The organism is Algoriphagus oliviformis (assembly GCF_017254915.1).
Taxonomy (GTDB): domain Bacteria; phylum Bacteroidota; class Bacteroidia; order Cytophagales; family Cyclobacteriaceae; genus Algoriphagus; species Algoriphagus oliviformis.
Genome location: NZ_JAFKCT010000002.1, coordinates 284851 through 299968, shown reverse-complemented (window position 1 = coordinate 299968; position 15118 = coordinate 284851). Strand labels below are relative to the sequence as shown.

The window sequence follows — 15118 nt, the reverse complement described above, 5'->3', positions numbered from 1 at the left end:
GTGAAATTCTGGAAAAGCTTTGATATTGAGGTAATTAAGTTCAAAGAAGGAAAGCACGAAATCGACTTTGAAATTGGGGATTCCTTTTTCCAAAACTTCGAAGACAACGAGATAGTCCGAAAAGGCAAGCTGACCACACGGGTCATCATGGACAAGGGAGCCAACGTCATCGAGCTCACCTTCCATATCCAAGGTACTGTACAACTGACCTGCGACCGCAGCCTGGAGCTGTTTGACCATCCGCTGGATTTTTCCGAAAAGATGATCTACAAGTACGGCGCTGTAGAGCAGGAGATAGATGAAAACGTGTACATGATCACCCGGGACACCCCCTCGATCAACGTCGCCCAGCTCATCTACGAGTTTATCCTGCTGGCACTGCCCGCCAAGAAAATCCATCCAGACTATGTCAATGAGCTGGATGACGAGGACTTGGAGGCAGACGGAGGATACGTGTACATCGACGACGAGCTGGATGAGGAAGCCGAGGACGAAGCCCAGGAAACTGGAGAGGAGCCCAAGCCGGTCGATCCCCGATGGGAACAATTAATGAAGTTAAAAAACAAAGAACAATCATAAACCACGCATAAAATGGCACATCCTAAACGCAAAATTTCGAAAACCAGAAGAGATAAAAGAAGAACTCACTACAAACTGGAAGCTCCGGGATTGGCGAAATGCCCAACTACCGGCGAAATGCACCTGCCTCACAGAGCTTTCTGGCTTGATGGCAAGCTTTACTACAAAGGACAGGTGATCATCGAAAAAGAAGTAAGAGCCTAATCGCTCGTTAGATTCGACAGCTACAAATCCACTCCAAAAAAGGGGTGGATTTTTTGTTTTTGCCAAACTCAAAAGAACTGACTTGCAGCGACTTCATCCAATGTGGACGCTTTGGTTTTGGTGGTCAGATGCCATTGTGCTATTTTTGGCCTTCCCCAGGCAATGCCTGAAATACAAACAACCCATTTTGGGGCATCTATACCTATTCCTGCTCCAATTAAACCTATACAAATGGACAAAATAAGAGCCATGATCACCGGCATAGAAGGCTACGTGCCCGAGTACCGGCTGACAAACCAGGAGCTTGAAACCCTCGTCGAGACCAATGACGAATGGATCGTCTCCCGTACTGGCATCAAGGAAAGAAGAATCCTCAAAGGTGAAAACCAAGGCACTTCCGTCATGGGAGCTGCCGCGGTGAAAGGGCTTTTGGAAAAAACAGGGACCGACCCGATGGATATCGAGCTGATCATCTGTGCCACCGTCACCCCGGACATGCCTTTCCCCTCCTCTGCCAACATCATCGCCGATATGGTGGGGGCGAAAAAATCCTACAGCTTTGACATCAGCGCGGCCTGCTCCGGTTTTCTATACGCCCTGCAGCTCGGCGCCCAGTTCATCCAAAGCGGTACCCACAAGAAAGTAATCGTCATCGGTGCGGACAAGATGTCCTCCATCGTAGACTATCAAGACCGCACCACCTGCATCCTATTTGGTGACGGGGCGGGAGCTGTCCTGCTCGAGCCTACCACCGAGGAGCTGGGAGTGATGGACTCCATCCTCAAGTCCGACGGCGCCGGTGCTCCCTATCTGCACATGAAGGCAGGCGGAAGCCGCAAGCCGGCCACGGCAGAGACCTTGGCCGCACGCGAGCACTTTGCCTACCAGGAGGGCTCTACCGTCTTCAAATTTGCCGTGACGAACATGGCAGACGTAAGTGCTGAGGTGATGGAAAGAAACGGCCTCACTGGCGACGACATCGCCTGGCTGGTGCCTCACCAAGCCAACAAACGCATCATCGACGCCACCGCCAACCGCATGGGAGTCGGATCCGACAAGGTGATGATGAACATCGAGCGCTACGGCAACACCACCGCCGGCACGATCCCGCTTTGCCTTTGGGAGTATGAGAGCCAGCTGAAAAAAGGGGACAACCTCATCCTGGCCGCATTCGGCGGAGGCTTCACCTGGGGCTCCATCTACCTGAAGTGGGGCTACGATCCAAAATAATCAAACAGAACAAAACTCAATATTATGGCAAGTACTGCGGATTTTAAGAATGGACTCTGTCTGGAGATGAACAACGACATCTTTTCGATCGTCGAATTCCAGCACGTAAAACCAGGTAAAGGAGCAGCCTTCGTGCGTACCAAGCTGAAAGGCCTGAGAACCGGCAAGACTTTGGAAAAAACCTTCAACGCCGGTGAAAAAGTAGTCACCGCCCGCGTGGAAAAAAGACCGCACCAGTTCCTCTACAAGGACGACATGGGGTACAACTTCATGGACACGGAGACTTTTGAGCAGATGTCCCTCGAGGAGCGCCTGATCGAAAGGCCAAACCTCCTGAAGGATGGGCAACTGGTGGACATCCTCGTCCATGCCGAAAACGAGACTCCCCTGTCCGTAGAGCTTCCTCCCTTCGTGGAGCTGATGATCACCTACACCGAGCCTGGCATCAAAGGCGACACCGCAACCAACGCCCTAAAGCCTGCCATCGTGGAGACCGGAGCTACCGTGATGGTGCCGCTTTTCGTCGACCAGGACATCATGATCAAGGTGGACACCCGGGACGGCTCGTATTCAGAAAGAGTAAAATAACTATTAATAGCTGCACGATTTGTTTAAATTATGCAGCTTTTCTGTTTTAACCCAAACCAAAATGTCTCAAGACATTGTACCAAAAAAGAACCCTATGAAAGCTAAAGAGATCCAGGAATTGATCGACTACATCTCCAATTCCGGCCTGGCAGAGGTCAAAATCAAGACCGAGGAATTCGAACTTTCCATCAAAAAATACGCTGAAAGCGCACAGGTCGTGCACGCTGCCGCACCTGTGGCTGCCGCGCCGGCTCCTGCCCCGGTAGCAGCCGCTCCAGCTCCGGCCGCCGCTCCGGCAGCAGCGCCAGCCGCCACCCCTTCCAATCTGGTAGAGATCAAGTCCCCGATGATCGGTACGTTCTACCTCACTCCAAACCCCGACTCTCCGGCCTTCGTGAGCGAGGGTGCCTCCGTGAAAGCGGGACAAACCGTCTGCATCATCGAAGCGATGAAGCTCTTCAACGAGATCGAATCCGAGGTGTCAGGCAAAATCGTGAAAATCCTCGTGTCCAACGCCACCCCGGTAGAGTACGATCAGCCTTTGTTCCTGGTAGATCCAGCAGGTTGATTTTTTCACTAAACAAGACAAGACCGTGTTTAACAAGATATTGATTGCTAACAGAGGAGAAATTGCGCTTCGCGTGATCCGCACCTGCAAGGAGATGGGGATCAAAACCGTAGCCGTATACTCCACTGCGGACAAGGACAGCTTGCACGTGCGATTTGCCGACGAGGCTGTCTGCATCGGACCAGCTCCCAGCCGCGAGTCCTACCTGAATATACCCAGAATCATCGCCGCAGCCGAGATCACCAATGCGGACGCCATCCACCCCGGATATGGATTCCTCTCCGAAAACGCGGAGTTTTCCAGAATCTGTGAGGAATATGGCATCAAATTCATCGGCGCCTCTCCAGACATGATTGCGAAGATGGGTGACAAGGCTACCGCAAAAGCTACCATGAAGGCCGCTGGCGTGCCTACCATTCCGGGCTCAGACGGACTGCTCGACTCCATCGAGCAAGGCCTGAAGATCGCCAACCAAATGGGCTACCCCGTCATCCTCAAGGCTACTGCCGGTGGCGGTGGTCGAGGCATGCGAATCGTCAAGGAAGACAAGGAATTCAAGAAAGCCTGGGACGATGCGAAAATGGAGTCCGGAGCGGCCTTTGGCAACGACGGACTCTACCTCGAAAAATTCGTGGAAGAGCCACGCCACATCGAGATCCAAGTAGTCGGCGACAAGACCGGCAGAGCTTGCCACCTCTCCGAGCGCGATTGCTCTATCCAGCGCAGACACCAAAAGCTGGTGGAAGAGACCCCTTCCCCATTCATCACCGACGAGCTCCGCGATGCGATGGGCAAAGCCGCCATCAAAGGTGCCGAGGCCATTGGCTATGAAGGTGCCGGAACGATAGAATTCTTGGTGGACAAAAATCGCAACTTCTACTTCATGGAGATGAACACCCGAATTCAGGTGGAGCATCCCATCACGGAGGAAGTGACTGATTTTGACCTCATCAAGGAACAGATCAAAGTCGCAGCTGGCGAAACTATCTCGGGAAGAAACTATTTTCCAAAGCTCTACGCCATGGAATGTAGAATCAACGCCGAGGACGTGGCTCACGGCTTCAGACCTAGCCCAGGCAAGATCCAAAACCTCCATATCCCCGGTGGACGTGGTGTACGCGTGGATTCACACGTGTACGCTGGCTACGTGATCCCACCAAACTACGACTCCATGATCGCCAAGCTCATCGTCAGCGGGCAGTCTAGAGAGGAAGTGATCGTGCGGATGAAGCGTGCCTTGGAGGAGTTTGTGATCGATGGTATTAAGACCACGATTCCTTTCCATATCGCCCTGTTGGAAAACGAACAGTTCAAGGAAGGCAACTTCACAACCAAGTTTTTGGAGACTTTTGACTTCTCCGTAGTGAAAGCCTGACCGTAAAAGTTTAAAAAACAGCCACCTTGGATATCTAAGGTGGCTGTTTTCATTTATAGACACGGAGGGAATACAACCAAGCTCCCCATGCTGACGGGATGAAAAGTCTCCCGTCAAAAGGAATTTACTTTCAAACTTTCAGATTCCTGATTTGGAGCTTCGAAGGAGAAAAGCTCTATTTTTGACCCCAGCTAGGCAAATGCCCATGGCTGTTGTTTCGCACAAGTCTAAATCCGCTGATTTTTATGCTCCGTAAGATATTTCTGGGATTATTTGCCGCCGCCATTGTCTTGGTGATCGTCTATATGCTCGGCCCAAGGATAGAAAAACAAGACCTCACCGTCCACTACCCGGAAGTCCCCACTCGTCTCAGCGAACTGAGCCAGTACGTACGCCACCGGGAAGACACCGTCATTGGCCTGAAAGCTGGGAACGAAGCCTATATCCAGTGGGCTGACAGCAGCAACAAAGCGAAAACCCCCTACTCCATTGTTTACATCCACGGCTTTGGGGCCAGCCCTATGGAGGGCGATCCGATTCACCGCTTCTTGGGCGAGCATTTCGGAGCCAACCTCTTCGTGACCAGACTGCCTGAGCACGGCATCAAGCGGGACAACGGAATGGAATATCTCTCCGCCCAAAAGCTCGCCGACGCCGTGGGCGAGGCCTACCAGATCGGCAGAAGCCTCGGTGACTCGGTCATCGTGGTGGGTACGTCCATGGGTGGAGCTTTGTCGCTCCTGCTCGCCAGCCAGCAGCCTGAGATCAAGGCTGTCGTCCTCTATTCTCCCTGTATCCGGGATGGAGGCGAGCGACTGGACGCACTTTTCAAGCCTTGGTCTAAGTTTTTGATGGAAAAATTCGCCATGAAGAAAAGCGTCCTACACGAGGAAAGAACGGGGGAAAAGAAGGCGTATTGGTCGGAAGACTATCATATCAACGCCTATGTCAGCTTGGGCACTTTGGTGTACAGCGAGATGAATCCCGAGACTTTTTCCAAAATCACCCAGCCTCTCTTCTTGGGCTACTATTACAAAAATGAAAAGGAGCAGGATTTCGTCGTGTCTGTACCAAAAATGCTGGAAATGTACGAGCAGATCAGTACCCCTGAGGCATTGAAGTACAAGCAGGCTTTTCCCAATACCGGCGACCACGTCATAGCCTCCTCCATCACTTCCAATGACTGGCAGACCGTCCTTTTCAGCACCATAGATTTTTTGGAAAATGTGGCGAAAGTGCCTGCCAGGCCTGAATTTCAGGAACAGGTAGAGGAAATGGCCAGCGCAAAAGAACTGGCAGAAGGAACCTTTTGAGAAAGCAATTTCCGGCTATTTCTGCTCCATCTCCAAACTGGCCTTAAACGGCACAGCTGGCAAGTCCAGGCTATTCACCAGATTCACCTCCGGATTGTCGGCCCAGGCATAGCGTATTCCCACCGGCACAAAACCCTGGGGCAATTCCAAGAGCACTTGGGCTTTGCCTGACAAAGTCCCTTTGAGCGCCTCAAATTTCCCCGCTGCATTCTCTCCGACAAAGCCTAAAACCTCCTCTCCATACACCAACTTCAGGCCTTCGCCTAATTCGGAAAAAGTCACCAGCACCCCATCCTCCTGCAGCCTCGCTTCCTTGAATACCGGTCCGGAAGCGAGGATATCCTCACCAAAAGCCACCTTTTTTGCCTGCAGCCAAAGCCGCTCGCCCACGTCTTTTTTGTTTCGCGGATGGATGTCCGTCTCCTCGCCTATGTCGATGATAGTCGCCATTCCGGTAGCCGGCAGCTCCAGGGTCTGCGTTTGGGCATCCCTCAGGTGAGCCCAGTTGCTTTCGGGCTGCACTTGCTTCCGCTCCATGAAGTTGGCCAGCTGGACAAAAAGAAAGGGCATTTTCTCCGCCTTCCATCGCGTTCGCCAGTTGGTGATCATAGTGCCAAAAAGCTCCCTATACTCCTCGGCCCTGCCGGCATTGCTCTCGCCCTGATACCAGATGACCCCGCGGATGGTGTAGTTCGTCAAAGGGGCGATCATCGCATTGAACATAAACCCAGGTCTCCAGTTGTGGTATTCCACCACTGGCACCCGAGGTTCGACTTGATCGTTGGAATACGTCCAAGTACCCTCCAGATTGACTTTTTTGCCCTCCTGCGTGATGTACATCTGATCCTTTGAGCCGACCTGTGGCTTGTTGTTCCAGCCGTTTACCGCTCGGATGGTCAACACGTTTTGGCCTTTGTTGAGAATTTCTGAGGGAATCTCCACCTCAGGCATCGATGCCCCCCAGTCCCGGTGATGGACTAAGGTTCCGTTCACATAGAAGTAGGCCATCTGCTGCACGTCCGGCAGCGTGAGGACGACATTTTCGGTTGTGGCAAGGTTGAAGCGTTTTCTCACCCAAGCGATGTGTTCGAGGGGATTGGCGGCCGGGAGGCTGATTGACCTCCAAGAGGCGTCGTTGTATTCGAGGGAAGCCACGGTGCGGGCCTTGGCCGAGTCCGGCTGCCCGATCAGGCTGTCGCGGAGAATTTGTCGCCTTTGGTTTTCCGCCAAAATCTCCCTCCATTTCTCGGCCTGCTCCAGCAGCTCGTTGGCTTCCTTGGTATAGGATCGCTCAGCTATTCCAGCGAGAACCTCGGTCTCCGTCCATCCCTCCGCTGGAGTCCCGCCCCAATTGGACTCGATGACGCCCACAGGCACGCCTTTTTCCAGATGGTTTTTCTTGGCAAAAAACCAGGCTACTGCGGAAAAATCCGGCAGGTTTTCCGAGTTGGCTACTTTCCATTGCCCCTCGGAGACATCCGTCTTTTCGTCCACGCTATAGTCTTTGGCGACCTTGAAGAAGCGGATCGAAGAAAAGTCCGCCTTGGCAAATTCCTCCTGCGCACCGATCACGCCCGACTTCAGGGGCCATTCCATATTGGACTGGCCTCCGGCTAGCCATACGTCGCCGATATAGACATCCTTGACAGTCTGGACATTCACCACGAGTTCGTAAGGGCCGCCGGCTGGCAAAGGAGGCAGCTGCACGATCCAAGTACTGTCGGGCAATACCTGCGTACTGCCGATTGCCCCAGCCAGGCTTGCCCGGATTTTCTCTTTGGGAATTCCCCTCCCCCAGATCTTGATGGATCGGTCTCGCTGGACTACCATGCCCTCGGATATCAGTTTTGGAAACTCGACGGCCGAATCCGGCTTGGACAGGCCGCAGGCAAAAGCCAAGGGCAATAGCAAGGCAAAGAGGAGAAACTTCTTCAAGGTGAGATTTGGTCGATTGTCTGGGAATTTGCCAAAAATAAATGGTTTATCTGTGCCAATTCAGCCAAAAACTTTCGCAAAAGCTCTATTCCGGGAGTTCTTCCGTTGCTTGGATTGCGTTGACCAAATAAGCAAATGCCGCATTCCAGTTGATCGCTATCTCGTTGGACGCGTAGCTACAGGCATCGTCCACATAGGATTCGTCGGGCACCTTGCTGGCATAGTCACAGCCATCCTGCTGGGAGGGATTGGGGCCTCCCACGAGAAACCCCGGCAATGGCGGCAAGTCCTGACGCGACACCGCCAAACGATGGTGGGGATGAAGCGGAGTCTTGCTGCCAAAACCCGTCACATAGCTGTAGCCTGTAGCATTCCTGCCGAGGATGTAGTCCAGGTTAGCCCTTGCACCTTGGAGAAACCCGTCCTCTCCGTTTAGTCTATAGGCCTCAAGAAGCAAGATTCCCTGATTGGCTGCCACCGCATTGCTACCCCAGATGAAGTCCTTTGGCTCAGCTCCCATGGGGGAAAGCCAGACATGCGACTGGGCCCCATTTTGATAGGACTTGGCGGCGGTGACCAGGTTGATTTTCAACGTGGACATCCATTCCGCAGGGATCTGGGGCAGAGACTTCTCATGCCGGATTAGGGAATAAAAGCCCAACCATTTGACCTGGTTCCAAGATGGCAGGCGGTAGTCCAGCTCAGCTCGCTGAAGTACCTCCCAATAGTTGAGATTGTGGGAAGAGACAAAGAGCTCTGCCGCCGCCCAAACCCACTCATCATCCAGATTTTGGTCACCGTAGGCGCCCGTGCTGATGTCTGGGTCGAAGGCATCATTCAGTTCGTTTTGTCGGTAGTAGACCTCCGGATGTTCCAAAGCCCAAGACCAGGCCTTTTCGGCGGCTTTTTGGTAGCCTATGGCATCCTCAGGAGAAAAGGCCTTGTAGACCCTCGCCGCCTGGGCCATCACCGCCGCAAAATCCAAAGTCGCCGCGGTGCTTTTTTGTACCAAATAGCGCTGGTTCACCGCCTCTCTAGGCTCTAGGTCCAGTCCTTCAAACCTCGCCGTGGTCAGCTTGTGGTACACTCCCCCGTCCATCGGGTCTTGCATCGCCAGCATCCAGTACAGATTCCAAGCGATTTCTACAAGAATGTCGGGCACTCCATCTCCAGACTCCGGGATATTCAGTCTTTGCTTTGCGAAAAAGGCAGGATAGGCTTCATACAGCGACAAAAGCGTTCCGACGGTGATGCCGCTGTTGACGACATACTTGTTGTAGTCTCCGGCGTCGTACCAGCCTCGGGGCGCTGACACGAGGGTGCCACTCGGTCGAGTGGCGCTGGCTGCCGAAGGGTGGATCCGCACCAGCGTATCGGGGTGGCCCATACTTCTGGCCCAGGTTCCGCCGAATTCCCTTGGGATATCCACCGAAGCCCTCTGGAAGTAAAAAGCCTTTAGCGAAGCTCCGGCCAGGTTCCCAAACACATTTTCCCCGATCTCGAAAGGATAAGACTTGCCCAAACCGGGCACTCCGATCTCGTAGGTACCAGACTCGGAAAGTGCCGAAAAGTCCAGCCTCCAGGCCCTTTGGCCAGAAAGCGTCTCCATCTCAAGTTCCTTTGCCTTGGCCTCAAAAACCACCGCTTTTTCCACAACATCCCAAACGAAAAAACCGTCCACGGACTCCTCCGACAAGAGAATGGCAACTTTGGCACCCTCCGGAAGATAGCCCACCTGATTAAGCCGGATAGCCTCACTCAGCTCCAGGGAATCTATGCTTTGGCTGGTGGTGCAAGAGGCCCAAACAGCCGCTATGAGCAATAAAATATTTAGTTTCAGAGACATATTCCAAACAGCTGTATATCAGCCATATAAAATTTTGGTTTTACTTATACTCAAAGACTTTGACCCCTTCGCTCTCCACCCCAACCCATAGCCTGTTTCCCAGCGTCACGGCCGAATTCACCTCATTTCCCGGCGGCAATCCTGACTGGGTTTGGGGAACCGTAAGCCAAGATTGGCGGACTTGATCCCAACGCAGCAGGAGCCCTTGATTCGCGTCCATTTTCCCCAGCTTGAGCCGGGGCTGGTCGATGTTTCCGAGCAGCAGCAACTCTTTTCCCCAAGTGCTTCCCTCCAAGGCCAAGGCAACATTGACGGGCGCGTATTGGACTTGGGCTGGCAAAGGCAGGGGCTCAAAGCGGCCGTTTTTTAGGGTGAAAAGCTGGGTTTCCAAGCGTTCCGCATCGAGAGTCGCCGCACGGGAAAGCTCCTCGGGCGTGAGGATATCGGCCATGCCGGCACTGGCAAAGCCTTCGTGTTTGGGGAAAAGCGCCTTTTTGCGGTACATCTGAGCCGCCAGCTCGTCCCTAGAAAGAAAAGGAACTTCCTTCCCTTGTATCGGGAAAGTCATCAGGGGATCGACCGAACCGTTTTGGTCAAAGTCGGCAAAATAGACCCGCACGGGCATTTCCTCCTCCGTTCGCAGTCGGGAATTCAGCCCCCAGTTGCCCGCGAGCAGCTCGGGACTGCCGTCTCCGTCCAGATCCTCCAGCAGTAGACTTCGCCAGAGTCCGGTCTTTCCCGCAGGAAAAAATTCCGAACTTCGGTCGACTAGTTTTCCATCTTTTGCAGAAATAACCCGAAGCCGGTCAAACTCGGAAGCTACGACCAATTCCTTCACGCCATCTCCGTCCAAGTCAAAGACCAATGCATCTTTGACCCGCTTCAGGGAATCCAAAATCGGATCGGCATGGATCTCAAAGCCGCTTTGGGACTTTTTCAACAAAGACGATCCCGCAGACTCCGGCCAGCGACCGGGCGTATAGCCCCCTCCAAGGAAAATTTCCTCCCGTCCATCCCCGTCGTAGTCCCAAGCCACAGCAACGGAAGTAGCCGTGAGACTTTCCGGCAGGAATCCCCTGGGAGCTGCCGTCAAGGTGCCCTTACCGTCATTGACCAAAGCGAGATCCTGAAGAGCCGGGTCGTTTTCGCTAAGGTTTCCATAGCCTCCATTGGCCAGGTAGAGATCCAAGTCCCCATCTGCATCGAGGTCCAGGCATAGCAGAGCCGTAATATTAGGGGGGATATCGACCAAGGGAAAGGCGAGCAATTTTTGGCTTTTGCCGTCGAACCTCATCAGGTGCCCTCTCGAAGTGGCGAAGGCCAGATCCGCCTCCCCGTCCCCATTGAGGTCGCCTTCACCGAAAAAGACCCCATCCCGACTCAGGGAATAGAGCAACTGGCTTTGACGCTTGAAATCGTTTGATCGCTCGGCGATCCTGCCAAAAGGAAATTCATCGACAAGCTGGAACCGAGGAGAAACCGAGGGCTTGGCTAGCGTTGTGCCATTTGCCTCCTCTATCCTCAGGGTCAACCGCTGGTCGGCCTTTGGACTTCTTAGCATCTGAACCTTTCCATTCGGCCACTGGATGCGAAGCGAATCGATGCTCGGATTTTCCAACCCAAAATGCAGCACCTCCGATACATTTCCCTGAAAACCACGGTAAATCGCCTGCTCTTGATATTGGGTGGCACCGTCGGAGTACAACCAAAGCTTGGCTCCCACACCGCTGGAATTCCCCTTTTCTCCGGCCAGCTTGACTTGTATAAAATGGCCTTGTTGACGTTCCCGACTGAGGTTTTTGTAGATCTGTGAGGGATCGTTGAGGTTGTTGACGATCAGTTCCAAGTCTCCATCTCCGTCCAGGTCGGCATAGGCCGCGCCGTTGCTGTTGCTGGGAGTGTCGAGCCCCCAATCCGCTGAGCTGTTTCGGAAGGTGCTTCCGTTCTGGTTTTTGAAGGCATAGTTGCCCAGCTTGGTGGCGGGCATGGCGGCAATGAGCTCTAGGATCTGCTGCTGGCCGGGCTTTGGGTTGGCCAGGACCTGCTCCCTGTAGTTGATAAAATCCAGGTTGGTGAAGTCCTTCAGGAAGCCGTTGGACACAAAGAGATCCGGCCAGCCGTCGTTGTCGAAGTCCGCAAAAAGCGGTGCCCAGCTCCAGTCAGTCATCGCCAAGCCTGCGGCTTGGCCGACTTCGGAGAACGTCCCGTTTGCATTGTTGACCTGCAGCATATTGCGCATCAGCTGGTGATGGAGACCTGCCTCGACAAAGAGCCCGTAGTGCTCGTAGTTTTCCGGACTGTGCAGGAGTTTTTGGCGTTTGCTGTCCTCCGGAAGCATATCCAGCGTAATCAGATCCAGCGCTCCGTCCCGGTTGAAGTCCGCCGCGTCCACGCCCATGGAGTACAGGCTGGTATGCCCAAAGGCTCCCAGCACCTGATCCACAAAGGTGCCGTCGCCTTGATTCACGTAGAAATAGTCCGGCGCGGAGTAGTCGTTTCCAATGTAGATATCCGGCCATCCGTCTCCGTTGAAGTCGGCGATGCTCGCCCCGAGCCCATAGCTGAGCGTGCCGGTGGCGATGCCAATCTCCGCGGAAACGTCGCGGAACTTTCCACCTTCATTACGATACACCTTGCTGGAACTCATGGGGTCGGGAGTGGCCAGCATGGTCTTGAAGGCATTTACGTTCAAGTTGTTGAAAAGCGCCGGATTATGGTTGAGCAGAAGCAGGTCGAGATCCCCGTCTTTATCCAGATCTGAGAAATAGGCCGAGGTGGAAAAAGCCGGATCGTCCAGCCCAAAGTCCTTGGCCATTTCCTTGAAAAAAGGAATGCCCTTGGCATCCAGACCTTGGTTTACAAAAAGTTGGTTGCTGCGCAGCTCCTCCGGTAGGTCACCGGAGTAGCACACATAGATGTCTTTGAGTCCGTCGGCGTTGATGTCCACGATGACCGCGCCGGTGGACCAGGCTTGGTCGCGTCCGCCCGTACCGGTGGCCAGGGTAATGTCGCGGAACTTGAGCTCGCCTTGGTTGAGGAAAAGTTTGTTTTGGCCTTGGTTGGCGGTGAAGTACAGGTCTTCGAGCCCGTCATTGTTGAGGTCGCCCACGGCCACACCGCCGCCGTTGTAGAAATATTGGTAGGTCAGGATATTGGCTTGGGCGGTCTCTTGGATTTGGTTGGTAAAATGGATTCCTGTGGAATCCGGACTCAAAGCCTCAAAAAGCGACATCCTTTGTTCCTGCATTTTGCTTTCACAAGAAAAAAACGAAACACCGCAAATGAGCACCCATACAAAAATCACCGAATATCTTCGGAAAAAAATATGTGCTCGATCCCAGTCCATCTAGTGAGGTTCAAAGTTAATCACGTATTCTCCAGACCTGTGCACCAAAATCTCGAATGCAGGCTTTATAAAATAATATTGAACCCGGAAATCTTCGTCGAAAAGTAGGCCATCTTTTCCGGGGGATTTTATCTTCACAGTGGGAACCAAAAATGGCTCCAATCGCTCCCGAAAAGCAACTTTTGATTCTTCGCTTAATGTGTTTCCGATCTGGGTTTCATTCAGGCAAGTCATGCAATAGATCAGTATTATGCGATCTTTAATGTAGGCGAAAAATTGGGGATAGACCGAATCAGAATGATCTGCCTCCACCGTATTAAGAGTTGGCGTAACCTGGTATTTTGTAAGGATATCTCCCGGTTGATTATTCCAAACCTTCAGCTCAACATACCCTTTGCCTTGCTCAAAAGGAGAAATATTAGCATCGAAAGGTGCTTCTCCAACAGACACAAAGGTCGTATCGATCAAAGCGGAAATTGCCTCGACCAACACGGAATCATTCAGCTGTACTTCCTTAATATCCAAATATTTTCGACTTTTCTCAGACTGAGAAAATGCTCCGGTAGAGAGATGGATCAAGGTGAAAATCAAAAGAAAAATCTTCGTAGAACTGGACAAAGTGGTGTGGATTAAAGCCGATAAATACTGAAATCGATGTAGTGGATGTCCTGAGAAATTCCCCTGCATTTTTGCAACTAAGGACAAACCACAATCAGGATAAGATGGCGAGTAACCAGAGTGATTATCGCTCGATAAGAGTAAGAGATTTGAATAGGCGAATTTAGGAGTGAAAAATCTCCGAGATAGAACTTTCCACCTCGGAGACTGGATATGCAAACCGTCTATGAAATTCAATTTACCGCTCTCACGATTCGGATGTTGTCAACCCCGACCACGGCCTTGATGTCGCTGGAGGTGGTGTTGATGACCAGCAATCGCAGCTGCTTCACTCCTCCCCCGTCTCCCTTGAGGAAGTCTCCATAGGTATTGAGACGCGTGGAGCCATTGGTCAGTCGATTCATCGCCGTAGAGAGCGTGTACCAGCTGCCATCGGTGGACTTGATAAAGTCCGACAGCGGAATGTTGTAGCTCAATTCGTTGCCCTTGCTGTCCGGATACCAGATTTGCAACACCAGCCCAGAGATGTTTTCGGTGGTGTTGATCGCTATATCGAATCGGATGTCAAAGCTGGCCGCAGGAGCTGAAGGGCTATATTCCTCAGCTGGCGCAGTTGGGAAGATCTGCTCTCCGCCCCAATTGGCCAAGTTGATGACTTTGTCGTTGTTCCATCCCCAGTTGGCTGGGAAAGACTGGTTCATCCCCGCAAAATCTCCCTCAAGGCTCTCGATACCCGGCTGGCTGGACTGGATCATGTCGCCGGAGATTCCCCAGCCCCAGTCCCAAGGCCACTTCAGTACGCCGTCCGTGTCAAAGTCCGCCACCATACCCTTGCCATTGTAGATCTGGGTGTTTCTGTTGGTAGCCGAGCCACCGCTTCGGGTGACCACAGAGATGGATTGGGAGCTGCTGAAATCCACCCCCTGCGGTACGGTGACCGTCAGGCTGGTTCCGGCGGCGTTGGTCTGAAATCCGGAGGTGACGAAGACGTCCTCACCGGGAAAATAGACCGTGTCCACGAAGTAGAAGTAGCGACCAAAGAGCGTCATTTCATCGCCCGGCTTCAGGTATTGGTTTTTCACCTGGGTCACCAGAGGTGCGGGAGGAAGGGTTTGGAAGTCTATGACAGACTCCCCGCTTTTGGTCACCAATCGCAGTTTGTTTGGCACATTGGGATCTGTAGCCACCGTAGGCACACTATCTCCAATGGTCACGATCACGCTGTTGTTGGTCACATAGGCGGTGTTCACTCCCAGCGGATAGTCGTTGAGATACACTTCCTGCGTTCCGAGGAAGTTGGCTCCCATGATCGCCAGGGTACTTCCCAAAGTGGCGCTGGTAAAGGAACTGTCCGTGGTGCTGGGATCGGTCGTTCTCACCCGCTCGATAGCCGGTGGTCCTACGCTGATTTCGTCCTCTTCCTGGCAGGCACCCAGGAAAACCGTCCCCACGAGCGCAGCCGCCACCAGGACGGAATGGCTCGATTTGTAGATATGTTGTATGATTTTCATGTGAA

At 52.9% G+C, this 15118-nt stretch carries 12 protein-coding genes; 7 read left to right on the top strand and 5 right to left on the bottom strand.

The features are described 5' to 3' along the window. The 7 genes from J0A68_RS06865 (at position 1) to J0A68_RS06835 (ending at position 5857) form a co-directional block, all read left to right on the top strand. On the top strand, positions 1-579 hold the full coding sequence (locus tag J0A68_RS06865) for a YceD family protein (protein ID WP_206577443.1): 579 nt from the start codon (positions 1-3) through the stop codon (positions 577-579). A gap of 12 nt (positions 580-591) precedes the next feature. Further along, positions 592-783, top strand: coding sequence for a 50S ribosomal protein L32 (rpmF, locus tag J0A68_RS06860; RefSeq protein ID WP_206568919.1), 192 nt, complete (start codon positions 592-594; stop codon positions 781-783). A gap of 231 nt (positions 784-1014) precedes the next feature. After that, a complete protein-coding gene (locus J0A68_RS06855) occupies positions 1015-2013 on the top strand; it encodes a beta-ketoacyl-ACP synthase III (RefSeq protein WP_206577442.1) in 999 nt (332 codons plus the stop codon). 24 nt (positions 2014-2037) lie between these two features. Next, positions 2038-2601 carry an elongation factor P gene (efp, locus tag J0A68_RS06850; protein WP_206577441.1) on the top strand — a complete coding sequence of 188 codons (564 nt, stop codon included), beginning with the start codon at positions 2038-2040 and terminating at the stop codon, positions 2599-2601. Positions 2602-2695: 94 nt separating this feature from the next. Further along, positions 2696-3169, top strand: coding sequence for an acetyl-CoA carboxylase biotin carboxyl carrier protein (gene accB, locus J0A68_RS06845; protein ID WP_206577440.1), 474 nt, complete (start codon positions 2696-2698; stop codon positions 3167-3169). Positions 3170-3194: 25 nt separating this feature from the next. Next, a complete protein-coding gene (gene accC, locus J0A68_RS06840) occupies positions 3195-4544 on the top strand; it encodes an acetyl-CoA carboxylase biotin carboxylase subunit (RefSeq protein WP_206577439.1) in 1350 nt (449 codons plus the stop codon). A gap of 245 nt (positions 4545-4789) precedes the next feature. Further along, a complete protein-coding gene (locus tag J0A68_RS06835) occupies positions 4790-5857 on the top strand; it encodes an alpha/beta hydrolase (protein WP_206577438.1) in 1068 nt (355 codons plus the stop codon). A 15-nt stretch (positions 5858-5872) separates the two neighbouring features. Here the strand turns inward: J0A68_RS06835 and J0A68_RS06830 are convergent, their stop codons facing one another. The 5 genes from J0A68_RS06830 to J0A68_RS06810 all read right to left on the bottom strand — a co-directional run bounded on the left by J0A68_RS06830 (position 5873) and on the right by J0A68_RS06810 (position 15113). After that, the gene (locus J0A68_RS06830; RefSeq protein ID WP_206577437.1) at positions 5873-7792 is read right to left on the bottom strand and encodes a sialate O-acetylesterase; all 1920 of its coding nucleotides are present in this window, start codon (positions 7790-7792) and stop codon (positions 5873-5875) included. Between the two features lie 85 nt (positions 7793-7877). Continuing rightward, a complete protein-coding gene (locus tag J0A68_RS06825; protein WP_206577436.1) occupies positions 7878-9638 on the bottom strand; it encodes a glycoside hydrolase family 9 protein in 1761 nt (586 codons plus the stop codon). 40 nt (positions 9639-9678) lie between these two features. After that, a complete protein-coding gene (locus J0A68_RS06820) occupies positions 9679-12885 on the bottom strand; it encodes a VCBS repeat-containing protein (protein ID WP_206577435.1) in 3207 nt (1068 codons plus the stop codon). A 99-nt stretch (positions 12886-12984) separates the two neighbouring features. Further along, positions 12985-13602 carry a hypothetical protein gene (locus J0A68_RS06815; RefSeq protein ID WP_206568504.1) on the bottom strand — a complete coding sequence of 206 codons (618 nt, stop codon included), beginning with the start codon at positions 13600-13602 and terminating at the stop codon, positions 12985-12987. Between the two features lie 233 nt (positions 13603-13835). After that, positions 13836-15113, bottom strand: coding sequence for a glycan-binding surface protein (locus J0A68_RS06810; protein WP_236021382.1), 1278 nt, complete (start codon positions 15111-15113; stop codon positions 13836-13838). Between the last annotated feature and the right edge of the window lie 5 nt (positions 15114-15118).